General features: G+C 62.9%; 19 protein-coding genes. 11 read left to right on the top strand and 8 right to left on the bottom strand.

Going from position 1 to position 22,240, the window contains the following annotated elements:
* Positions 1–147: 147 nt before the first annotated feature.
* The 6 genes from QQS38_RS11215 to QQS38_RS11240 all read right to left on the bottom strand — a co-directional run bounded on the left by QQS38_RS11215 (position 148) and on the right by QQS38_RS11240 (position 5,267).
* Entirely contained in the window at positions 148–1,791 is a 1,644-nt protein-coding gene (locus QQS38_RS11215; RefSeq protein ID WP_479645449.1) for a DUF2334 domain-containing protein, read from the bottom strand.
* Between the two features lie 12 nt (positions 1,792–1,803).
* Positions 1,804–2,082, bottom strand: coding sequence for a hypothetical protein (locus QQS38_RS11220; RefSeq protein WP_479645450.1), 279 nt, complete (start codon positions 2,080–2,082; stop codon positions 1,804–1,806).
* Positions 2,083–2,418: 336 nt separating this feature from the next.
* Positions 2,419–3,579 (bottom strand): iron-containing alcohol dehydrogenase, encoded by a 1,161-nt coding sequence (locus tag QQS38_RS11225; RefSeq protein WP_479645451.1) that lies wholly within the window; start codon positions 3,577–3,579, stop codon positions 2,419–2,421.
* Between the two features lie 95 nt (positions 3,580–3,674).
* On the bottom strand, positions 3,675–4,388 hold the full coding sequence (locus tag QQS38_RS11230) for an RNA polymerase sigma factor (protein ID WP_479645452.1): 714 nt from the start codon (positions 4,386–4,388) through the stop codon (positions 3,675–3,677).
* Entirely contained in the window at positions 4,385–4,747 is a 363-nt protein-coding gene (locus QQS38_RS11235) for a cupredoxin domain-containing protein (protein WP_479645453.1), read from the bottom strand. The genes QQS38_RS11230 and QQS38_RS11235 overlap by 4 nt, the downstream gene beginning before the upstream one ends.
* Positions 4,728–5,267: a DUF4142 domain-containing protein gene (locus QQS38_RS11240; RefSeq protein ID WP_479645675.1), complete on the bottom strand. Its 540-nt coding sequence runs from the start codon at positions 5,265–5,267 to the stop codon at positions 4,728–4,730. Before QQS38_RS11240 ends, QQS38_RS11235 begins: the two co-directional genes overlap by 20 nt.
* Positions 5,268–5,560: 293 nt before the next feature.
* On the opposite strand from QQS38_RS11240, the gene QQS38_RS11245 reads away from it, so the two are divergent.
* Positions 5,561–6,289, top strand: coding sequence for a FadR/GntR family transcriptional regulator (locus QQS38_RS11245; protein ID WP_325339688.1), 729 nt, complete (start codon positions 5,561–5,563; stop codon positions 6,287–6,289).
* Between the two features lie 169 nt (positions 6,290–6,458).
* Here QQS38_RS11245 and QQS38_RS11250 read toward each other — a convergent pair whose 3' ends face one another.
* Positions 6,459–8,204 carry an IlvD/Edd family dehydratase gene (locus QQS38_RS11250; protein WP_479645454.1) on the bottom strand — a complete coding sequence of 582 codons (1,746 nt, stop codon included), beginning with the start codon at positions 8,202–8,204 and terminating at the stop codon, positions 6,459–6,461.
* Between the two features lie 415 nt (positions 8,205–8,619).
* Here QQS38_RS11250 and QQS38_RS11255 point away from each other — a divergent pair, with 415 nt between their 5' ends.
* The 9 genes from QQS38_RS11255 to araH all read left to right on the top strand — a co-directional run bounded on the left by QQS38_RS11255 (position 8,620) and on the right by araH (position 19,033).
* A complete protein-coding gene (locus tag QQS38_RS11255) occupies positions 8,620–9,591 on the top strand; it encodes an ABC transporter substrate-binding protein (protein WP_479645455.1) in 972 nt (323 codons plus the stop codon).
* Positions 9,592–9,617: 26 nt separating this feature from the next.
* Positions 9,618–11,138, top strand: coding sequence for a sugar ABC transporter ATP-binding protein (locus tag QQS38_RS11260; RefSeq protein ID WP_479645456.1), 1,521 nt, complete (start codon positions 9,618–9,620; stop codon positions 11,136–11,138).
* Positions 11,135–12,178, top strand: coding sequence for an ABC transporter permease (locus QQS38_RS11265; RefSeq protein WP_479645457.1), 1,044 nt, complete (start codon positions 11,135–11,137; stop codon positions 12,176–12,178). The genes QQS38_RS11260 and QQS38_RS11265 overlap by 4 nt, the downstream gene beginning before the upstream one ends.
* The gene (gene yjfF, locus QQS38_RS11270; protein ID WP_479645458.1) at positions 12,175–13,284 is read left to right on the top strand and encodes a galactofuranose ABC transporter, permease protein YjfF; all 1,110 of its coding nucleotides are present in this window, start codon (positions 12,175–12,177) and stop codon (positions 13,282–13,284) included. Before QQS38_RS11265 ends, yjfF begins: the two co-directional genes overlap by 4 nt.
* Positions 13,285–13,302: 18 nt before the next feature.
* Positions 13,303–14,232, top strand: a complete 930-nt coding sequence (locus QQS38_RS11275; RefSeq protein WP_479645676.1) for a dihydrodipicolinate synthase family protein — start codon at positions 13,303–13,305, stop codon at positions 14,230–14,232.
* Between the two features lie 14 nt (positions 14,233–14,246).
* Positions 14,247–15,173 (top strand): Gfo/Idh/MocA family protein, encoded by a 927-nt coding sequence (locus tag QQS38_RS11280; protein WP_479645459.1) that lies wholly within the window; start codon positions 14,247–14,249, stop codon positions 15,171–15,173.
* Between the two features lie 221 nt (positions 15,174–15,394).
* Positions 15,395–16,399 carry an arabinose ABC transporter substrate-binding protein gene (locus tag QQS38_RS11285; RefSeq protein ID WP_479645460.1) on the top strand — a complete coding sequence of 335 codons (1,005 nt, stop codon included), beginning with the start codon at positions 15,395–15,397 and terminating at the stop codon, positions 16,397–16,399.
* A gap of 50 nt (positions 16,400–16,449) precedes the next feature.
* The gene (araG, locus tag QQS38_RS11290) at positions 16,450–17,961 is read left to right on the top strand and encodes an L-arabinose ABC transporter ATP-binding protein AraG (protein ID WP_479645461.1); all 1,512 of its coding nucleotides are present in this window, start codon (positions 16,450–16,452) and stop codon (positions 17,959–17,961) included.
* Positions 17,962–18,037: 76 nt separating this feature from the next.
* On the top strand, positions 18,038–19,033 hold the full coding sequence (gene araH, locus QQS38_RS11295) for an L-arabinose ABC transporter permease AraH (RefSeq protein WP_479645462.1): 996 nt from the start codon (positions 18,038–18,040) through the stop codon (positions 19,031–19,033).
* Positions 19,034–19,194: 161 nt separating this feature from the next.
* Here the strand turns inward: araH and QQS38_RS11300 are convergent, their stop codons facing one another.
* On the bottom strand, positions 19,195–19,779 hold the full coding sequence (locus tag QQS38_RS11300; RefSeq protein ID WP_479645463.1) for a Spy/CpxP family protein refolding chaperone: 585 nt from the start codon (positions 19,777–19,779) through the stop codon (positions 19,195–19,197).
* A 382-nt stretch (positions 19,780–20,161) separates the two neighbouring features.
* Between QQS38_RS11300 and QQS38_RS11305 the strand changes: the two genes are divergently transcribed.
* Positions 20,162–22,231, top strand: coding sequence for an NAD(+) synthase (locus tag QQS38_RS11305; RefSeq protein ID WP_479645464.1), 2,070 nt, complete (start codon positions 20,162–20,164; stop codon positions 22,229–22,231).
* The last annotated feature ends 9 nt before the right edge of the window (positions 22,232–22,240 follow it).

Genomic DNA, 22,240 nt, shown 5'->3' on the forward strand with positions numbered 1-22,240 from the left:
CGTTCATCCGCGCGGCCGACTTGGTTGCCGAGGCAGGCAACTTCGCGCCCGACGTATGCGGGGAACGGTCCAAGGCGATGCAAGCGCCCGCATGAATAAGCGGCCATGCCCGCATCCAGCAGGCATGACCAATCGCGCTATCCGCTATTACTGCACGGTATCGGCGGCAACCCAACTGAAGCCGAGCCCGGTGATGCCTTGCACGAGGTTCTTGAAGTCTTGAAAGCCCGGTGTGCCGAGGTCCGGCTCGAGCCAGAACGGGTGAAAGAAGAACGAAGCGAACCCATCGCGCACGACCAACGCATATTGCGCGTTGGTGTAGAGGTCGTTCCACGTATAGCTCAGGCACGAGAACGGATCGACCGAGCAGATGTTGTACTCGATATTGCCCAGATTCTCGGGGATGATCCGCTGCCCATAGTAATCGCCATTGATGATGTACGGAAAGAACTGACCTACCGCATAGTCATGGTTGGCCGCGGTGGAATTCAAAACCGGGGTATCGGACGTGTAATACACGGCCCGTTGATACGTGGTCTTGAACAGTGGCGGAACGGCTTTCATCGCGAGCGGCGACGATTGATAATGCGGCGCTTCCCAAGCAAATGGGGTGTAGCCGTTCGATGTGAACTCCTGCAGCCCGGCGCTCAGGCGGCCGCTAGCCCATTGCACCGAGTCTTCGTCGACCGGGCGGTTTTGGGTTGCCAGCCAGAACTCGTAATCGTTGCCGCTCACCGCGTTGTCGATATTTGGCGTCGAATTGTATTGATGCGTATAGCCATGCATCAGCACTTTTCCCCCGCGCGCAAGTGCATAGTCGAGCGATTGCTTAAGCCCCGTCGCTTGCGATAGATGAACCGTCAGCGGCACGCCGCCGTTGTATGCGCCGAGCGGATCCATATAAAGCGGGATCGTGGCAATCGAAAATGGAATGCGCTTGTTGTAAAGGTAATCGGTCAGCGTTTTCATCGATGCGGTCGTGGTGAACGCATTGACGTCCTCGAAGCGCACGAGCGCGCGATGCAGCACCGCTTGATTGGTTCCGAGAATGTCGTGCAGCAGATCGCACAAAACCAGGTACCGGTCTCGCGGCCCGATGTACGACAGCGGCAAATCGGCGAAATACCAAAAGTTGCCCGAACGCATGACGTACGGTGCCTGAGCGCCCGTTTGACTGTCCTTGATCGTGACGAGCGAAGCGGCTTTGGTCGCATCGCTCACGGCGGTCAAGCCGATGTCCGGGTCGGCGCTAATCACCCCGGTGCTTGCGTTGAACGCATAGTACTTGACCATGTTCTGGTTCTTGTACGTCACCGTATCGAAGAAGTCCGGCGTCGGATTGGAGCTCGATGGCGTCGTGGCCAGCCCGCGCAGGCCGGTGAACGTGAAGCCATAGCGCGTGGTGAATCCGTAGCTCGAATCCCATGCGAGTTGCCACAGGTTGTACTTGAACCATACGACCGTCTTGTTCGTCTTGGCAACATCGCCGAGGAACGCGGCCGGGATGGCGTTATCGAAGTAACTGCCCAGATAGAACGTCGCCTGATAGTTTTCCACGTTGCCGGACGTGTAGCTCGAAACGGGAGCGAGCGTCACATTGGTGTTGAAGTGGCCGAGCAAGTTGCGAAGCATGATCGCGTAAGCGAAACCGAGCTTCGTGTAGGGATCGTTCGGCGGGGCGTCGTAAAGCACGAGCACGTTCGCGGTCGTCGTTTGCGCGTGGGCGGTGCCGGACCATTGCGCAGTCAAAAGACCGAGCGACAGTACGCATGCGAGCAATATTCTTTTCATGGTGGTCCCCTTTCAGTCGCGCTTGTAGTTGCCATTCGGCAACCGATGACGGCGCGCATCGAAACCGCGCGGCTTGCCTTTTCCCTGCTCGGTCACGCTACGCTCGTACTCGGGAATGCCCGGCATGATTTCCGTGACGACGAGGGGTTTCGCGGGGGGAACGACGCGATGGGGCCGTGACGATGACGCGGTGTTCGATGCGAGCGGCTCGACGGCCTGGGCGCCTGCGGTGAGCAGCGCGGCCACACAGACGGTCGGCGCTATACGAAAAGATAGCTGGAGAATCTTCACAAGAGGCTCCGATGGACGATGGCGAGCGAAGGACGCACGTCGACCCAGCAAGCATTGCGAGCTGTCGCACGTGACGCCGTGGGGGCGCATCCGCAACGCAGCCGTGCCCGTTGCATCGGCGTTGCGCGGGGGCGCGCAGACCGATGCAAGCCGCCATACACAGTGTGCGAACACTGCGAACGCGAGCGACCGCCTCAGGGCGCGCTAAAGCGCCCTCAGGTGCGGCTCGACTGTCTTACGGTGCGTAAGGAAATCGTAATCGACGGGCGCAAACGTTACTGTGCGCGCAGGCACACTCGTGCCCGGCCAACGGACTGTCTCTCGGGACGGCTGTCGTCAGAATGCGGCGGTGTAGATCGCCAATGCGTCCGTTTCGGAAACGGGCCGGGGATTGTTGACGAGCAAGCGTTGCTGAAGCATCGCGTCCTTCGCCATGCGTTGCAGTCCTTCGCGTTCGATTCCGACTTCGCGCAAGGTACGGGGGATGCCCGTTTCGGCGATCAGGTGCTCGATATGTCCGATCAATGCGCGAGTCTTGTCGTCGTCGTTGCCCGCCACCGAGGGCAACACGGCTTGCGCCAATTCAGCGTAGCGCGGCGCGGCAGCCTCGGCATTGAACTTCAACACGTGCGGCAGCACGAGCGCGTTCGATAACCCATGCGGTACGTGATAGATGCCGCCGATCGGGTAAGCGAGCGCATGCACGGCCGCCACGGGGGCATTGGCGAATGCCTGCCCGGCGAACGTCGCGCCGAGCAACATCGCTTCGCGCGCGGCGCGGTCTTGGCCGTTGCGGCAAGCCGTGAGCAAGTGGTCCGAGAGCAATTGCAATGCGCGCACGGCCAGCATGTCGGAGATGGGGTTCTTCAGCCGAGCCGACGTATAGGCTTCGATCGCATGGACCATCGCATCGATTCCCGTCGCGGCCGTTGCCGCCGCGGGTAGCCCCAGCGTCAGCTCGGCATCGAGAATGGCAAGGTCGGCGAGCAATTGCGGGGCAACCACGCCCATCTTCGTCGCCTCGCCCACCGTCACGATCGAAACGGCCGTCACCTCCGAGCCGGTCCCCGCGGTCGTCGGGATTTGCACGAGCGGCACGCGCGAGCCCTCCACCCGATTGACGCCGTACATCTGGGCGAGCTGCTGTTCGTTCGGAAGCAACACCGATAGCAGCTTGGCGACGTCCATCGACGAGCCGCCGCCGAGCCCGATCACGATTTGCGCTTGCGCATCGCGCGCATGCGCCGCAGCATCGAGCACCACCTGCTCCGGCGGATCGGCCACCACGTTATCGAGGACGGTCACCTGCCACCCATTCGCGGCCAAGTCGCCGAGCGCGGGCGCGAGCAACCCGCTGCGGTGGAGAAATCCGTCAGTGACGAGGCAAAGCCGCACGAGCGCGGGATACCGCTCGCGCAGCAATGCGCCAAGGCGCCGGGCCGCGCCGAATTCGACGACGATCGTAGGGACGGTTTGAAAGCGAAATGGCTCTGCCATGTGAGGTCTCCGCGCGCGATATCGCTATGCATTCGCCATGCATCTTAGCCGAAACGCGCGAAGCATCGGCCGTGGTCGTGCGGCCGGTGCTCGAGTCATGACTTCGCCGATTCGTCGAGGCGTGCGAGGACCGTGGCGACGATGCGATCGCACCGGGCGCCGTCGAACGAAAAGACATCGCGCTCTGCTAGATCGAGATCTTGAGCCAGCGATTCACGCAACAGGCTGCGCGCGCGGAAATGGCGCGTGCGCACCGTCGCCTCGGGGATGCCGAGGCACTGCGCCGTTTCTTCCACGCTCAGTTCCTCGACGCAGCGCATGACGAAGACGACACGAAACGATTCGGGTAGCGCATCGAGCTTGCGCTCGATCAACCGGCGCAGTTGAGCGCGCGTCAATGCCTCGTCGGGCGATGCAGCGTGGGAAGTATCCATGAGTTCGCGATCCGATCCGTCGTTCGCCGATGTGCTGACCATCGGTGCAGCGGCCTGCCTGCGTGCGTCGCGCCTGAGCCGTGCGAGGCAAGCGTTCGACACGAGCCGCGACAACCACGTAGACAGCTGCGCGTCGCCGCGGAACGTGCCGATCGCGCGATAAGCTGCGAGGTAGGCGTCCTGCAACGCGTCTTGCGCCTCGGCGTCGTCGCGCAAGATGGCTCGCGCCAGGCGATAAAGCCGACGATTGTAACGGCGCATCAAGGCAGCGAATGCATCGCGCTCGCCGGCGCCGACGGCGGCCGCGAGCGTGCGATCGTCGGCGAGTTGCCAGTCTCGCGCGGCCGTGCCGCCGGCGGCCGGGTCCAAGGTCATGGTGTCCCCTTCACGATCAGCGTCGCGTGCATCGTCGGATGAAACGTACAGGCGTACGGGTAGCGTCCCGGCGCCGTCGCACGATAGCGCCAATTGCCGCCGGGCGCGATCGTATGCGAGTCGAAGCGCGAGGCCGAGGATGTGACGGTATGCGGCACGAGATCATGATTGACCCAAACGATTGTGTCGCCGCGCGCAACGGTTACGCTCGCAGGTTGGAACTGCATGTCGGCGATCGCGATCGTCCAAGTCTTCGCCGATGCGGGAAGGGCAAATGCGAGCGCGCCCGCACCGGCGGCGCAAAGGGCCACCGTGATGGCGCGAAAGCGCCGCCCGCGCCTATTCCTGACCGTGTCCATCGAGTTGCTCATCGAGTGCTTTGGCGTGGCTGAGGTGAGCGACGAACGCCGGCCGCACTTTGACGAGCAGCGCCTTCAACTCGGCATTTTTGGCATCGGGTATCAAGGTCTTGTCCATCGCATCCAATACCGCTTGATGGTAAGCCACTTCGTGGGCGACGTAGGCTTTGTCGAACGCTTTGCCCTTCAACGCTCGCAGCTTCGCCAGGTTCTCATCCCCACCTTGCTTGAGCGATGCGCTCGTCGCATTGGGTTCGGGAGTGACGTTCAGCTTGTGCACCAGATCGGCGGCGGCTTGATTGACACCCGTGTGATCCCGCACCATCGTTTGTGCGAACGCTTTGACGTCGTCGCTGCTGCCCTTTTGCTGCGCGAGCTTCCCGGCGTCGATGTCGACTTGGTTGGCCGTGACGACGATAGCGGCGATTTGGGCGTCGGTCGGTGCGTCGGCACCCGCTTGCGCATACAACGCCGGCGCAGCGAGTACGACGGCCAGCAAGAGCTTGGGTATGGGTTTCAGGTTCACGTGGTCTCTCCTAAGTCGTGGTGGCTTCCGTCCGTTCAGGGAAGAAAGCGGGTGGGTCTTGCCGCGATAGATGTCACGTCGCGCCGCCGCGTTCCCGTTTTTTTGCGTGACGTTCGCCGCCCGGCCGAAATGCGAAAAGACTCCGCAATACAGGGGACATCAAGGGTTATTCGGGTCGTAATGAGGATATTGCCTGTGCTATGCTGGCGAACACCTCGCCGCCTATGCCGCCGCGCGTTCCGCATCGGATCTGACGCTGAGCTCGGCCGGCCGCAATCTCGAACTCTATGGACTATCGACATCTCAAGAACCGCAAGAGCATGCACGCGCGGATCGTGCAAGAACTCGGCATCGAGATCGTCAGCGGCAAGTTCGCACCCGGCGAACGGTTGCCGCCCGAACCCACGCTGTGCGAAGCCTACGGTGTAAGCCGCCCCGTCTTGCGCGAGGCCACGCGTGTGCTCGTCGCGAAGGGCCTCGTCGTATCGAAGCCGCGCGTGGGCAGCGTCGTGCGTCCGCGCGAAGAATGGCACATGCTCGATCCGGATGTGTTGTTTTGGACGATCAGCGTGACGCCCGAGGGCGAGTTCTTTCGTTCGCTACTCACGGTGCGCCGCATCATCGAGCCGGCTGCGGCAGCGCTTGCCGCGACGGAAGCGACCGAAGAAGACGTCGCGCGCATTCGGCGTTGCTATGAGCGGATGGAAAGCGCGCAAACGCCCAGCGATTTGCTGGAACCCGATCTCGAGTTTCACCGAGCCGTCATGGCTGCCACGCATAACGACATGCTCGCCTTTATCGGCAATATGATGTCGCTCGCGTTGATGGAATCGATCAAGCTGACCAGCCGCCATCCCGATACCCATGCCCTTTCATTGCCGCGGCATCGGGCGATTTTGACGGCGATCGAGCATCGCGATCCGCTTGGGGCGCGGCAAGCAAGTCTCGTTCAACTGGAACACGCGAAGGCGGATGCCGAGACGATCCTGGTTATCGGGCAGCCGGGGCGGCCCTAATCCCGCCTAATTCGAATGTCAGGCGAGCCGATGAGGGCTCGCGTGCCGTATCGGCTTTCCCTCCTCCGGCTGGGACCGGGGTAGGTCGATAAGAGAAGAGGTTCGCTGCGCAATCGTTCCGCTCGTTCCGATGCGCGCGAACCTCCCTATATGGCAGCCCCTCGCGATGTCAATGCGAGTGCGGCGGCACCTCCGCGCCGCGGCAGCCTACCAGGAAGTCGAAGTCGCATCCCTCGTCCGCTTGCAGCACGTGATCGACGTAGAGGTTGCGATAGCCGCTGGCGTCCGCCGCGTTCGGCCGCGCGTTCGTCTCGCGCCAGGCGGCCAAGCGCTGGGTCATTTCCTCTTCGGTAATGTCCAGATGCAAGCGCCCCGCTTCGCAATCGAGCTCGATCCAATCGCCGTTGCACACGATGGCGAGCGGCCCGCCCGCCCGCGCTTCGGGCGCGACGTGCAAGACGACGGTGCCGTACGCGGTGCCGCTCATGCGCGCATCGGAAATGCGAACCATGTCCGTCACCCCTTGCGCCAAGATCTTGGGCGGCAAGCCCATGTTGCCCACCTCGGCCATGCCCGGATATCCCTTCGGCCCGCAATTTTTCATCACCAAGATCGAATCGCGCGTCACGTCGAGTTCGGGGTCGGCAATGCGTGCTTTGTAATCGTCGAAGTTTTCGAAAACGACGGCGCGGCCGCGATGTTTGAGCAGCGATGCCGTTGCAGCGGACGGCTTCAATACTGCGCCGCGCGGCGCGAGATTGCCCCGCAGCACGCACAACCCGCCGTCCGGAACCAGCGGTTTCGCGAGGGGGCGAATCACCTCGTCGTTGTAAATCGGCGCTTCCTTGCAGTTTTCCCAGAGCGAATGGCCGTTCGCCGTCAACGCATCGGGGTGCGGCAGCAGCCCTACCTCGCCCAAGCGCCGCAACACCGCCGGCAACCCGCCTGCGTAATAAAACTCTTCCATCAAGAAGCGGCCCGACGGTTGCAGATCGACGAGCGTCGGCGTGCCGCGCCCGATGCGCGTCCAATCGTCGAGTTCGAGCTCGACGCCGATTCGTCCGGCAATCGCCTTCAAATGAATCGCGGCATTGGTCGAACCGCCGATCGCCGCGTTGGCGCGAATCGCGTTTTCGAACGCTTCGCGCGTCAACAACTTGGAGAGCCGCAGGTCCTGCAGCGCCATTTCGACGATGCGCATGCCCGATAGATGCGCGAGCACATAACGGCGCGAATCGACCGCCGGAATGGCCGCGTTGTGCGGCAAGGTCACGCCGAGCGCCTCGGCCATGCACGCCATCGTCGACGCCGTGCCCATCGTATTGCAGGTGCCGGCCGAGCGGGACATGCCCGCTTCGGCAGCCATGAACTCGTGAATCGAAATGCGGCCGGCCTTCACCTGCTCGCTCAATTGCCACACGACCGTGCCCGAGCCGATGTCGCGCCCTTCGTGTTTGCCGTTCAGCATCGGCCCGCCGCTGACGACGATGGCCGGCACATCGCAACTCGCCGCGCCCATCAGCAGCGCGGGCGTCGTTTTATCGCAACCGGCCAGCAACACGACCGCATCGATCGGATTGCCGCGGATCGACTCTTCGACGTCCATGCTGGCAAGGTTGCGGGTGAACATCGCCGTCGGCCGTAGATTCGATTCGCCGTTGGAAAACACCGGGAACTCGACCGGAAAGCCGCCCGCCTCGAACACGCCGCGTTTGACGTGCTCGGCGAGCTTGCGAAAGTGCGCGTTGCACGGCGTGAGTTCCGACCAGGTGTTGCAGATGCCGATGATCGGCTTGCCCTGGAACTCGTGATCGGGAATGCCCTGGTTCTTCATCCAGCTGCGATACATGAAGCCGTTCTTATCGGCAGTGCCGAACCATTGGGCGGAGCGAAGCTTGGCGGGTTTGTCTGTCATTGCTCGATGCCTGTCTTAGGCAGATATAGTAAAACGATTGAAGATCAGAGTGCTTGCGCCGCGATTCATCGTAAGATGACTTTTCTTGCTAGGCCGTGCACCGAAATTTCCCACATATTGACACGATCAAGCGGCTTCGCGGCGACTTTTCTTAAGATCGGACATAGAAATAGCATGACTATTGAGGTAGCGAAGCTGGGGAAAACGCTAATCGCTTCGAAGGAAGGTGATGCCTATAGTTTGGCTATTTACAAAATCACGCGCCGAACAGCGGGAAAGGGCAGTGCTGGCGCGAGGCGGATCGTTGCGACCGATTGACGCGGCCGCGCGGGCCGCCGACCAACCGCTCGCGGTGAGCGGGTGAGCAGTTCGTTCGATGTAACAAAATCAAGCACGCAGACAAACGGAGACAAGCATGGGACGTACGGTACGGTTGGCGCTGAACGCATTGCTCGGAGTTGCGGTCGCAATGTCGGTCGTCGTGGATAGCCACGCGCAGGATGGCAAGAAAATCACCCTGGGTTTTGCTCAGGTCGGCGCGGAAAGCGCATGGCGGACGGCTAACACGGTTTCGGTCAAGCAGGCCGCGAAAGACGCCGGCATCAATCTGAAGTTTTCCGATGCACAGCAAAAGCAAGAGAATCAAATTCGTGCGATTCGTTCGTACATTGCGCAGAAGGTCGATGTGATCGCCTTCTCGCCCGTCGTCGAATCGGGTTGGGAGCCGGTGTTGCAGGAAGCGAAGAATGCGCATATCCCGGTGGTCTTGACCGATCGCAACATCGACGTCAAAGACAAGTCGCTCTACGTCACGATGATCGGCTCGGACTTCCTCGAGGAAGGACGTCGGGCGGGCCGCTGGCTGGAAGAGAATTACAAGGACAATCCGGGTCCGATCAACATCGCCGAATTGCAGGGCACGGTGGGCTCGGCTCCGGCGAACGATCGCCATTCGGGTCTGATGGAGATCATCAAGAACGATCCGAAGTTCAAGATCATCGCTTCGCAAAGCGGCGACTTCACGCTCGCGGGCGGCAAGCAAGTGATGGAGGCGTTTGCCAAGACCTACGGCAAGCAGATCAACGTCGTCTACGCGCATAACGACGACATGGCGCTCGGCGCGATCCAAGCGATGGAAGAAGCGGGCATGAAGCCGGGCACCGACGTCAAGGTCGTTTCGTTCGACGCCACCAAGGGCGGCTTCCAAGCGATGATCGCGGGCAAGATCAACGTCGACGTGGAATGCAGCCCGCTGCTCGGGCCGCAATTGATGAGCGCCGTGAAGGACATCGTCGCCGGCAAGACGTTGCCCAAGCGCATCGTCACGAACGAAACGGTGTTCCCGATGAACGTGGCGGCGCAAGTGCTGCCGCAGCGTAAGTACTGATCGCGCCCGGTAAGCGAGCGAAGCCCATGACCGGCCCTCTCGTACTCGAAACGCTCGGTTTGACGAAGTCGTTTCCCGGCGTGCATGCGCTCTCGAACGTCGACTTCCGTCTATTTGCGGGCGAAGTCCATACGTTGATGGGCCAAAACGGCGCAGGCAAGTCGACGCTCATCAACGTGCTGACCGGCGTTCATGCGCACGACGCGGGAGAGATCCGCGTCGATGGTCGAAGCGTGCGCTTCTCCGCCCCGCTCGAAGCCGAAGCGGCCGGGATTCGCACGCTCTACCAGGAAGTCAATCTGTGCCCCAACCTCTCGGTTGCCGAAAACATCTTTGCGGGCCGCCAGCCGCGGCGCCGCGGAGCGATCGATTGGAAGGCGATTCACGCGGGCGCTCGCGAGGCGCTCGCGCAGTTGAATCTCTCGCTCGACGTCACACAGTCGCTCGATACCTACCCCATCGCCGTGCAGCAAATGGTGGCGATCGCGCGCGCGGTCAGCGTGGACGCGCGCGTGCTGATCCTCGATGAGCCGACCTCGAGCCTGGACGATTCCGAGGTGGCGAAGTTGTTCGAAGTCCTAACCAAGCTGAAGCAGTCGGGCATCGCGATCCTGTTCGTCACGCACTTCTTGGAGCAGACGTACGCCATTTCCGATCGCATTACCGTGATGCGCAACGGCAAACGTGAAGGCGAGTATTTGGCGAAGGATTTGCCCGTCGACGAACTGGTGCGCAAGATGGTGGGCGAGGTTCCGGTGTCGGTCGAACGTAAACGTTCGCCGTCGGCTAGCGACGCCGCCAGCGCGGGCGGCAGCACGTCGCCGCGCTTCGAAATGCGCGGCATCGGGCGGCGCGGCGCGGTGCTGCCCATCGATTTGACGCTCGAATCGGGGCGTATCGTCGGGCTCGCCGGGTTGCTCGGCTCGGGACGCACCGAGACGGCGCGGCTCTTGTTCGGGGCCGATCGCGCCGATACCGGCTCGATCACCGTGGACGATGTGCCTGTGAAGCTCGGTTCGCCGCGCCACGCGGTGAAGCATGGCATCGGCTACTGCCCCGAGGATCGCAAGAAGGAAGGGATCGTCGCGGCGCTGTCGATCCGCGAGAATATCGTGCTCGCGCTACAAGCCAAAATGGGCTGGTGGCGCCCGCTCGGCCGCGCCAAGGAGAAGCGTATCGCCGAGCACTACGTGAAGGCGCTCGGGATTCGCGCACGCGACATCGAGCAGCCGATCGAATTGCTCTCCGGCGGCAATCAGCAAAAGGTGGTGCTCGCGCGTTGGCTCGCGATCGATCCGAAGATGTTGATTCTGGACGAGCCGACTCGCGGCATCGATGTGGCCGCGAAGTTCGAAATCATGGATCGCGTGATGCAGTTATGTGCGAAAGGGCTCGGCATTTTGTTGATTTCTTCGGAGATTGGCGAAGTGCTGCGCGTGAGCGATCGTATCGCCGTCTTGCGCGATCGCCGTAAAGTTGCCGAGCTCGCGGGCGATGCGCTCGACGAGCATGAAGTGTATCGACTCATTGCCGGGGGCCAAGCATGAACTCGCGTTCGTTGCAGACGATCGCGCGCCATCCGCTGCTATGGCCCATCGTCACGCTGCTGCTGCTATTCGCACTTGATGTCGCGCACCGGCACGATTTCCTGATGATCACGGTGCTCGACGGACACTTGTTCGGCGCTCCGATCGACATTCTCAACCGCGCTGCGCCGCTCGTCGTCGTCTCGCTCGGCATGACGCTCGTCATTGCCACCCGGGGCATCGACATTTCGGTGGGCACGGTCGTCGCGATCGCCGGGGCCACGGCTGCCGTGTTGTTGGCGGACGATCCGAACCGGGTCGGTCTCGCGCTTGCCGCCGCACTGGGTGTCGGCTTGTTGGCCGGCGCATGGAACGGGCTGCTCGCCGCCTTCGTCGGTATGCAACCGATCATCGCGACGCTGATTCTGATGGTTGCCGGGCGCGGGGTCGCGCAATTGCTCACGGGCGGACAGATCATTCCGATCGGCGCACGCGGCTACTTGCGGCTCGGCGACGGCTTCGTGGCGATGGTCCCGTGTGCCGTCTGGATTGCGCTGATCGTCGTCGTGATCACTTCGCTGCTCGTCAATCGCACCGCGCTAGGCTTGCTGGTGCGCGCGATCGGTGTCAATCCCGTCGCGGCGCGGCTGGTCGGCTTGCGCTCGAGCGCGATCGTCTTCGGCGTGTATGTGTTCTGCGGCCTGACCGCGGCGATCGCCGGGATCTTGGCGAGCTCCAACGTGCGCAGCGCCGACGGCAACAACGCCGGCCTGCTGCTCGAGCTCGACGCGATTCTGGCCGTGACGCTCGGCGGCACGTCGCTCGCAGGCGGGCGCTTCTCTCTGATCGGAACGGTGCTCGGCGCGCTCATCATTCAGACGCTGACTTACACCACGTATTCGATCGGCGTTCCGCCGGAAGCGACGCTCGTCGTCAAGGCGATCGTCGTGCTCGTGGTGAGCGTCATTCAATCGGCGCGTGCGCGCGAGTTGCTGGCCCAACTGGCAACACGGCTCGCAGCGTCGGTTTCTTCCACTCGCGCCCGCACGGAGGTGCAATGAGCGCGTTCATTCGTCGTCTTCTCGATCCACGCACGCTGCCTATCGTCGTGACGATCGCGCTGTTCGCGGCATTGTTCGGTTTCGGCTCGTTCATGTATACCGGCTTCGGTTCGATGCAGGTTCTGCTCGGCCTGCTCGTCGACAACGCCTTCTTGCTCATCGTCGCCATCGGCACGACGTTCGTGATCTTGTCGGGCGGCATCGATCTATCGGTCGGCGCCGTCGTGGCCTTCACGACGATCGTCTGCGCCGTCTGCGCCGAGCGTTGGCATTGGCCGATTTGGGCCGTGGCGCCGCTCGTGCTCGCGATCGGCGCGGCCTATGGCGCGGCGATGGGCGCGCTGATCCACTACCTGCGCCTGCAACCGTTCATCGTGACCCTTGCCGGCATGTTTCTCGCGCGCGGCGCGTGCTTTCTCGTCACCACGCAATCGATCACGATCAGCGAGCCGTCGTTTCACGCCGTGGCGAGCTATAGCTTGCCGATCGGCGGCGGTGCGCTCAACGCAGGCGCGCTGATCGCCCTCGTGACGCTTGCGATTGCGATCTACGTGGCGCATTTCACGCGCTTCGGGCGCAACGTCTATGCGCTCGGCGGCAACGAAAAATCGGCATTGCTGATGGGTTTGCCCGTCGCGCGAACGAAAGTCGGCGTCTATGCCTTGGGCGGTTTGTGCTCGGCGCTGGGCGGCCTCGTGTTCACGTTGTACGTGCTGTCGGGGTACGGCTTGCAAGGCCAAGGCATGGAACTCGACGCGATCGCGGCAAGCGTCATCGGCGGCACGCTGCTGACGGGCGGCGTCGGCTACATCATCGGCTCCGTGTTCGGCGTGGGCGTGCTCGGCACGATCCAAACGCTGATCACGTTCGACGGCACGCTCAGCTCGTGGTGGACGCGCATCGTCATCGGGGCCCTGCTCTGCGTGTTTTGCCTGCTGCAGCGCGTGATCGAGCGGCAAGCCGCGCGGCGCAAATCGAATGGCTCTGGGCTCGGCAGCACGGCCATGCGCGATCCCGCCAAGCGCGGCGCCGCGGACGAACAGGGCGACACCGCCCCGCTCGGGTTGCGCGCCCGCCTGACGCGCCTGAACCGGATGCATGGATAGTTTTTATTAGGAGTACGAATAGTGACCGTATCGACCCGCCCTTTCTCGGGTGTATTCCCAGTCGCACCAACGCCGTTTACGGAAACCGGCGAACTCGATCTCGAAGGCCAGCGCCGCGTGCTCGATTGCATGATCGATCAACGCGTGGACGGTATCTGCATTCTCGCGAACTACTCCGAGCAGTTCCTCCTGACTGACGCCGAGCGCGACGTGCTGATCGACCTGTGCTTGACGCACGTAGCCGGGCGTGTGCCGGTGATGGTCACGTGCAGCCACTTCAGCACCCAGATCGCAGCTGAGCGCGCACAGCGCGCCGCTGCCGCCGGCGCCAGCATCGTCATGGTGATGCCGCCGTACCACGGTGCGACGCTGCGTGTCGATGAAAACGCCATGTTCGACTTCTTTGCGCAGATCGCTGCGTCCGCGAACGTGCCGGTCATGATCCAAGATGCGCCGCTTTCCGGCGTGACGTTGAGCGTGCCGTTCCTCGTGAGGATTGCGCGCGAGCTGCCGCTGGTTCGCTACTTCAAGATCGAAGTGCCGCAGGCGGCCGCCAAGCTGCGTGCGCTGATCGCCGCGGGCGGCGATGCGATCGAAGGCCCGTTCGACGGCGAGGAAGCCATTACCTTGTTGCCGGACCTCGATGCCGGCGCAACCGGCACGATGGCGAGCGCGCTGCTGCCCGACCTGATTCGCACCGTGTTCGACGATCACCGTGCGGGCCGTCGCGATCAGGCGCGTGCCGGTTATGCGCGGATCCTGCCGCTCATCAACTACGAGAACCGCCAATGCGGCTTGCGTGCGGCCAAGACGGTGATGAAGGAAGGCGGCGTGATCAAGAGCGATGCGGTGCGCCGTCCCTTGGACCCGCTCGCGCCAGCCACTCGCGCCGAGTTGCTGGAACTCGCACGTGAGGCGAACCCGCTCGCGTTGCGTTGGGGCCTGTGATCGCCGAGGCTGAGATGAAGAAGATTTCTATCGCGCTCGTCGGCATCGGCAAGATTGCGCGTGACCAACATTTGCCGGCGATCGCGGCCGACCCGCGTTTCGAGCTGGTCGCCTGCGCCAGCCGCAATGCCAGCGTGGAGGGGGTGCGCAATTACCCCACGCTCGAAGCGCTGCTGGCCGCGGAGCCCCATGTCGAAGCCGTGTCGCTGAGCGCGCCTCCGCTGCCGCGCTTCGCGCAGGCCCGCGCGGCGCTCGCCGCGGGCAAGCATGTCATGCTGGAGAAGCCTCCAGGCGGTTGCTTGAGCGAAGTGCGCGTGCTCGAGGAAATGGCTAGCCGCGCCGGCCTGACGCTGTTCGCGAGTTGGCACTCGCGGCATGCGCTGGGCGTTGAGGCGGCACGCACCTGGCTCGCCACGCAAGAGATCCGCTCGGTGAACGTGCGCTGGAAAGAGGATGTACGCCGTTGGCACCCAGGGCAAACGTGGATCTGGGAACCCGGCGGCCTAGGTGTGTTCGATCCCGGCATCAACGCGCTATCGATCGTCACGCGGATCATGCCTCGCGAACTCGCGCTCGTGTCGTCGACGCTCGGCATCCCGTCGAACCGGCAAATGCCGATCTCGGCGGATCTCGAACTGTTCGACGCCGCGGGCGTACCCGTGCATATCGAGTTCGATTGGCGCCATGGGCCGCAGGAATTGTGGGAAATCGAGGTCAAAACGGCCGATGGCGTCTTACTGCTGTCCCAGGGCGGCAATCGTCTGCAGATCGACGGCCGCGAAGTCGCGCTCGGTGCGGTGCATGAGTATCCCTCTCTCTATGCTCACTGGCGCAATCTGATCGCGCGCGGAGAGCGGGATGTGGATGTGCGCCCGCTTGGCATCGTCGCCGACGCCTTCCTGCTTGGAAGACGGGAGAGCCTCGAACCGTTCGTCGAGTGATTTGCGGGAGCGGTTTTCGGCCGGAACGCCGGTTGCCGTATCGAGCCGGCCGGACCCGAGCTCGGCCTTGACGCCGCTCCCTACCCGTCGCGTTGACTGACGGGCTCCGAACGAGCCCGCTATCGGGGAACGCAGGCAGTTGATTAGGACTACTAACGTTTGTATCGATTCGCTTTTGAGTCACAACACGGTCCACTGAGACCGACAAGAAGGAGACTAGTATGACCAGCAAGCTTCGCCGCTTCACGTTGCGCGCCACGATGGCCGCTCTTTTGGCCGCTCCCCTCGCGGTCCCGCTTGGCGTCCACGCAGACGAGCCCTTGAAAATCGGCTTCCTGGTGAAGATGCCCGAGCAGGCGTGGTTCATCAACGAGGAGAAGGCAGCCACTGCGCTTGGCAAGAGCGAGGGCTTTTCGGTCGTCAACATCGGCACGCCCGATGGCGAGCGCGTTCTGAGCGCGATCGACAATCTGGGTGCACAAGGTGCGAAGGGCTTCGTGATTTGCGCCCCCGACGTGCGCCTCGGACCGGCGATTCAAGCGCGTGCCAAGAAGTACGGCATGAAGTTCGTCACGGTGGACGATCAGCTCGTCGATTCCGCCGGCAAGCCGCTTGCCGATGTGCCGCACCTGGGCATGTCCGCTTTCAAGATCGGCAATCAAGTGGGCCAAGCGATTTCCGACGAGATGAAGCGGCGCGGCTGGAAGCCGGAGGAAGTGGGCGCGATCCGCATCTCCGACTATGAACTGCCGACGGCCAAGCTGCGCACGGACGGTGCGACGCAAACGCTGCTCGCCAACGGCTTCAAGAAGGAAAACATCTTCGACGCGCCGCAAAAGACGACCGACGACGAAGGCGGCTTCGTCGCTGCTTCGCCGGTGTTGTCGAAGCACCCGAACATCAAGAAGTGGGTGGTGTTCGCGCTGAACGAGGAATCGGTGCTGGGCGGCGTGCGGGCCACGGAGCAGTTGCATATTCCGTCGGCCGACGTGATCGGCGTGGGCATCAACGGTGCGGGCGAAGCGTTTGCCGAGTTCCAGAAGAAGGAACCGACGGGCTTTTACGGCACGATCGCGGTGAGCTCGACGAACCACGGCAAGGACAGCGCCGAGAACTTGGTGCAGTGGATCAAGACGGGCAAGCAGCCGCCCGCCGATACGCAAACCACGGGCAAGCTGATGACGCGCACCAACTGGCTCGACGTGCGTAAGGAACTGGGGATTTAAACGTCATGCATGACGCGAACGATGCTACGGTAGAGAGCGGCGCAAGCCGCATGGACGCGACGAATGCCGATCCGGCTTCGTCATACCTGCAGCTGGACGGGATCACCGTCAGTTTTCCCGGCGTGCTCGCCCTCGATCGTGTGTCGTTCGCGGTACGCGCCGGCGAAGTGCACGGCTTGATGGGCGAGAACGGCGCCGGTAAATCGACGCTGCTCAAGGTGCTTTCGGGTGTCAACGTGCCGCAATCGGGCACGTTGAAACTCGGCGGCGTCGAGCAACACTTTTCCGGCACCAAAGCGGCGATCGAAGCCGGGATCGCCATCATCTACCAAGAATTGCACCTGGTCCCGGAATTGACCGTGGCCGAGAACCTGATGCTCGGCCAGTTGCCGAGCCGTCTTGGCGTGCTCAGCGAACGGGCGCTGATCGAGCGCGCCACCGAGACGCTCGAACGTTTGGGCGAGCGCATCGACCCGCGCGCGCAAGTGAAGGATCTTTCGATCGGGCAGCGCCAAATGATCGAGATCGGAAAGGCGCTCATGCGCGATGCACGCGTGATCGCCTTCGACGAACCCACGAGCTCGCTCTCGGCGCGCGAAACGACGCAGTTGTTCAAAATCATCAATGGCCTTCGCGCCGAAGGCCGCGCCATCGTCTATGTCACGCATCGGATGGACGAGGTCTACGAGCTGTGCGACCGTGTCACCGTGTTTCGCGACGGTCACTCGATCGAGACCTTCGACTCGGTCGATGGGCTCGACCGCGATCGCCTGATCAGTTCGATGGTCGGACGCTCGATTCGCGATGTCTACGGCTATCGCGCGCGCCCGGTCGGCGACGTGCGGCTCGAAGCCAAAGCGTTGCTCGGCCCGGGCTTGGCGCAGCCTGTTTCCTTCAGCGCGCGCCGTGGCGAGATTCTCGGGTTTTTCGGCCTCGTCGGCGCGGGGCGCTCCGAGTTGATGAAGCTCGTGTGCGGCGCCGTGCGCCCGAGCGCTGGGCACATCGAATTGGATGGCCGCGCCAGACGCTTCGGCACGCCGCGGGACGCGGTGCGGGCCGGCATTGCCATGTGCCCTGAAGACCGCAAGCAGGAAGGCATCGTCGCGATCGCGTCGGTGGCCGACAACATGAACATCAGTGCGCGACGCCATTCGAGCTTCGCTCGTTGGCTGCTCAACGAGCGGCGCGAGCGCGAGCTGACGGACGACTACATCGGGAAGCTGTCGATCAAGACGCGCGACGGCAATACGCCCATCGGCACGCTCTCGGGCGGCAACCAGCAGAAGGTGATTCTGGCGCGCTGGCTGGCCGAGCAGATCGACGTGTTCGTCATGGACGAGCCCACGCGCGGGATCGACGTCGGAGCGCGCGCGCAGATTTACGACCTGCTCTATGGCCTTGCCGAAGCGGGCCGGACCGTGTTGCTCGTATCGAGCGATCTGGCGGAGGTGATCGGGGTTTCCGATCGCATCATCGTCATGAAGGAAGGCTGTGTCGTGGGCGATTTGCCCAAGGAGCAAGCTACCCCCGATCAACTGATCAAACTTGCACTGCCCCGCTGACGCATCGATTTCACCGATTCATTAGCACTACTGATTTTCCTGCCGCGCAGCCAGCGGCAACGAACGAGACGAGACCATGCAACAACCTCAAACCCTTTCGCAACCCGCTGCGCGCGGGCCGGCCGCCTATGCGGCGAAAACCTGGCGGCTGCTCAACAAATCCGGCATCGTCATGGTGTTCGCGATTTTGTTCATCGTCCTGTGCTTCACGGTGCCCGATTTCCTGACGAGCCGAAACATGCAGGGGTTGCTGCTGTCGGTCACGTTGATCGGCTCGATCGCGGTCACGATGATGTTCGTGCTCGCGCTCGGGGAGGTGGACCTTTCCGTGGCTTCGATCGTGGCCTTCTCCGGGGTGGTCGCATCCACGCTGATCACGGTCACGCATAGCGTGTTCCTTGGCGTCACGGCGGGTGTGCTCGCGGGCGGCGCCGTCGGTCTAGTCAACGGCGTGTTGGTGGCGCGCTATCGCATCAATTCGCTGATCGTGACGCTCGCCATGATGGAAGTCGTGCGCGGCCTCGCCTTCATCGTGTCGAACGGCGACGCCGTCATGATTTCCGAAGAGCGCTTCTTCGACCTCGGCGGCGGCTCGTTCCTCGGCATCTCCTACCCGATTTGGAGCAACATCGTCGGCTTCGTCGTGTTCGGCTTCATCTTGCGCAAGACGGTGTTCGGCAAGAACGTGCTCGCCGTCGGCGGCAATGGCGAAGCCGCGCTGCTGGCAGGCTTGCCGGTCACACGCATCAAGGTCCTCGTGTTCGTCTTGCAAGGGCTGGTGACGGGATTTGCCGGCGTCATGCTTGCGTCGCGGATGAGCTTGGGCGATCCGAAGACGTCGGTCGGGCTCGAACTGGGCGTGATTTCGGCGTGCGTGCTGGGCGGCGTGTCGTTGACGGGGGGCGTCGCCACGATCTCGGGCGTGCTCGTCGGCGTGCTGATCATGGGTTCCGTGCAAGATGCGATGAGCCTGCTGAACGTGCCCACGTTCTATCAGTATTTGATACGCGGCGGTATTTTGTTGCTCGCCGTTTTCTTCGATCACCTGCGCCGCAGCCGTCGCGTGCACTGAAATGAACACCGGCGCTTAACTTCAACCCTTACCGGGCAGCGTACCGGGCGCAGCATCGCCCGGCCGCTCCCACCTTCTTCGCGGGCGAGACCCGCATCGATCTCCGACTGACGAGGCGATTTGGCCGAACGATTCGTTCGGCCTTTTTTTTCTACGCGCGGTTACCAGCCCCAGCGATCCTGCTCGCGATAGGCGCGCAGCTTCTCGAGCTGCTTGGCGGTGAGCACCGCCTCCATCCGCTTGTGCGCTTCGACCGAAGAGTCGATCATTTTTTGCCTCAGATCGCCGATCGTCTTGTAGGTATCGTCGATCGCCGCCGAATCGCGCTTGGGCGCTTCGTACAAGTCGCGCAGTTTGGCCTGCTGATCCATCATGCTGTTCATGAGCGCCCAATGTGCGTGCCGCGTATCGTCTTGGATCCGATTGATCTTGGTTCGCTGCTCGTCGCTCAGGCCCAACGCGTCCAACCAGCCGCCGCCGTAGCCCATCATGCCGGGACCGCCGCCGAATTCGCCGCCCATCATGCCTCGACCAGGGCCTCCACCCATCATGCCCATGCCCATGCCCATGCCGTAGCCATAGCCGCCGCCCATCATGCCGGAACCCGGACCATAGCCATTTCTGCCGCCGGAACCCCTGGCGCCGGACGCTTGGGCGAACGCCGGTGCGGGCGCCACGGTGATCGAAACGAGCGCCGCGCCTGCCGCGGCAAGCGCGGCCATCTTCAGATTCTTTATGGACAACATCACAATCTCCCTGATTTGCCTGGATCGCACGTGACGAATGGGTGGTCATCTTCGATGCATTGACTATAGGCATGCGTGAAGACGCGGCGGTTGACCAAGGTCAACGGTCGGTCGCGCGATATGCCCTGCGGCGGCGGCAATCTTCCCGTAGCGGGCGCCGTCGAGCGATCCCCCGCGGGATCCATCGGCCCTTGCGCGACGCGAAAGCGCGAACGAACGGCATGTGCCGCCCCGATCTGCTATCAATACGGAAAGCGCGCCCCGGCATCGCGTAAGAGCGGAGACCACGGCCGTTCGCGAGGGACCCGCCGCGCCGTCCGCTGCGTGCCGAGCGCCGCTTTCCGCCAGCCGATTTCGCCTTTTCGACCGAGGGGGATGTGCGATGACCGATGGACCGAGTTTCTTCAATTTGTACCGGCACAACTTCGCACGCATCGCGGTTGCCGTACCACGTACCCATGTGGCGGACCCCGCGTCGAACGCCAAGGAAACGATAGCGCTCCTGCGTGAAGCCGAAGGGCGACACGCAGCCTTGACGCTGTTTCCCGAGCTGGGACTGTCGGCGTACTCATGCGACGATCTGTTTCATCAGCGCGCGTTGCTCGATGCGAGCCTCGCCGCACTGGGCGAGGTGGCGGCTGCTTCGCGCGACGTCGAATCGGTGGTCGTGGTCGGTTTGCCGCTCGAGATCGACGGCATGCTTTTCAACTGCGCCGCGGTGATCCACCGAGGGTGGCTACTCGGGGTCGTGCCCAAGACCTATTTGCCGAACTATCGGGAGTATTACGAGCCGAGGCAATTTGCGCCTGGCGATCGTTTGCTGCGCGAATCTATTTCGCTGCTGGGCCAAGCCGAGGTTCCATGCGGCAGCGCCCTGCTGTTTCGCTTCGAACAGCAACCGCTGCTCACGTTCCACATCGAGATCTGCGAAGACCTATGGGTGCCGGTGCCGCCATCGTCGTTCGCGGCTTTGGCCGGCGCCACGGTGTTGCTCAATCTGTCCGCATCGAACGTGACCGTGGGCAAGGCCGATTTTCGCCGCGCGCTAGTGGGCGATCAATCGGCTCGATGCTTGGCCGCGTACGCATACAGCGCGGCGGGCTACGGCGAATCGACGACGGATCTCGCCTGGGACGGTCACGGCGTCATTTACGAAAACGGGAATGCGCTGGCCGAGACGCGTCGCTTTCTCGACGCGCCGCAATGCGTCTTCGCCGATATCGATCTCGATCGGCTCGTCAACGAGCGCATGAGGCAAACGACGTTCGGCGACACGGCGCATGCTCATCGCGACGCCTGCGCCCGCTTTCGAACCGTATCGGTGCCCGCCGCGTTGCCGCGCACGATTCGCCTGCCGCTCGCGCGCACGTATGAACGCTTTCCCTACGTTCCCTCGGACCCCGCGCGCCGGGACGAGCGTTGCCGCGAGGTCTACGACATTCAGGTGCAAGGGCTCGTTACCCGCATGCGGGCGGCCAATGTGTCACGGCTCGTCATCGGCGTCTCGGGCGGTCTCGATTCCACCCAGGCGCTGCTCGTATGCATGCGCGCTGTCCAAGCATTGCGGTTGCCCAGCACGGCGGTCATCGGTTGCATCATGCCCGGTTTCGGCACGAGCGCGCGTACGCTCGACCAGGCGCGACGCCTTGTCGCCGCCATGGGCTGCGAGGCGAAGGAGATCGATATTCGGCCGAGCTGCCTGCGCATGCTCGAGGATATCGGCCACCCCTATGCGAACGGGGAACCGGTGCACGACGTCACGTTCGAGAACGTGCAAGCCGGCGAGCGCACGAGCCATTTGTTCAGGATCGCTAATCGACACGGCGCGCTCGTCGTGGGCACGGGCGATCTTAGCGAGCTCGCACTGGGTTGGTGTACGTACGGGGTCGGCGATCACATGTCGCACTATGGCGTGAACGCGAGCGTGCCCAAGACGTTGATTCAATACTTGATTCGCCGTAGCGCGCAATGGGGCTCCGTGAGCGAGGCGGCCAGCGCCGTTTTGCTCGATGTGCTCGATACCGAGATCAGTCCCGAACTCATCCCTGTGGGAGAAGCTGGGGACATTCAGCGCACGGAGGACAAAGTTGGGCCCTATGAATTGCAGGATTTCAACTTGTACTATCTCCTGCGCTTCGGCTACCGGCCTTCGAAAGTCGCCTTTCTCGCATGGACGGCGTGGCATGACGTCGCGCTGGGATCATGGCCGGATTTGCCGCCGGAAAAGCGGCGCAGCTATGAGATCGGGGCGATCAAAACGTGGCTCGGCGTGTTTCTCCAGCGCTTCTTCGGCGGGCAGCAGTTCAAGCGCAGCTGTTTGCCCAACGGCCCCAAAGTCGGCTCCGGCGGCTCTTTATCGCCGCGCGGCGATTATCGTGCGCCGAGCGATTCGAGCGCCGACGCATGGCTTGCCGAGCTTGCCGCGATCCCCGACGAAGACCCGGGCGCTTAGGGGGAACGC

This window comes from Trinickia sp. Z7 (assembly GCF_056498045.1).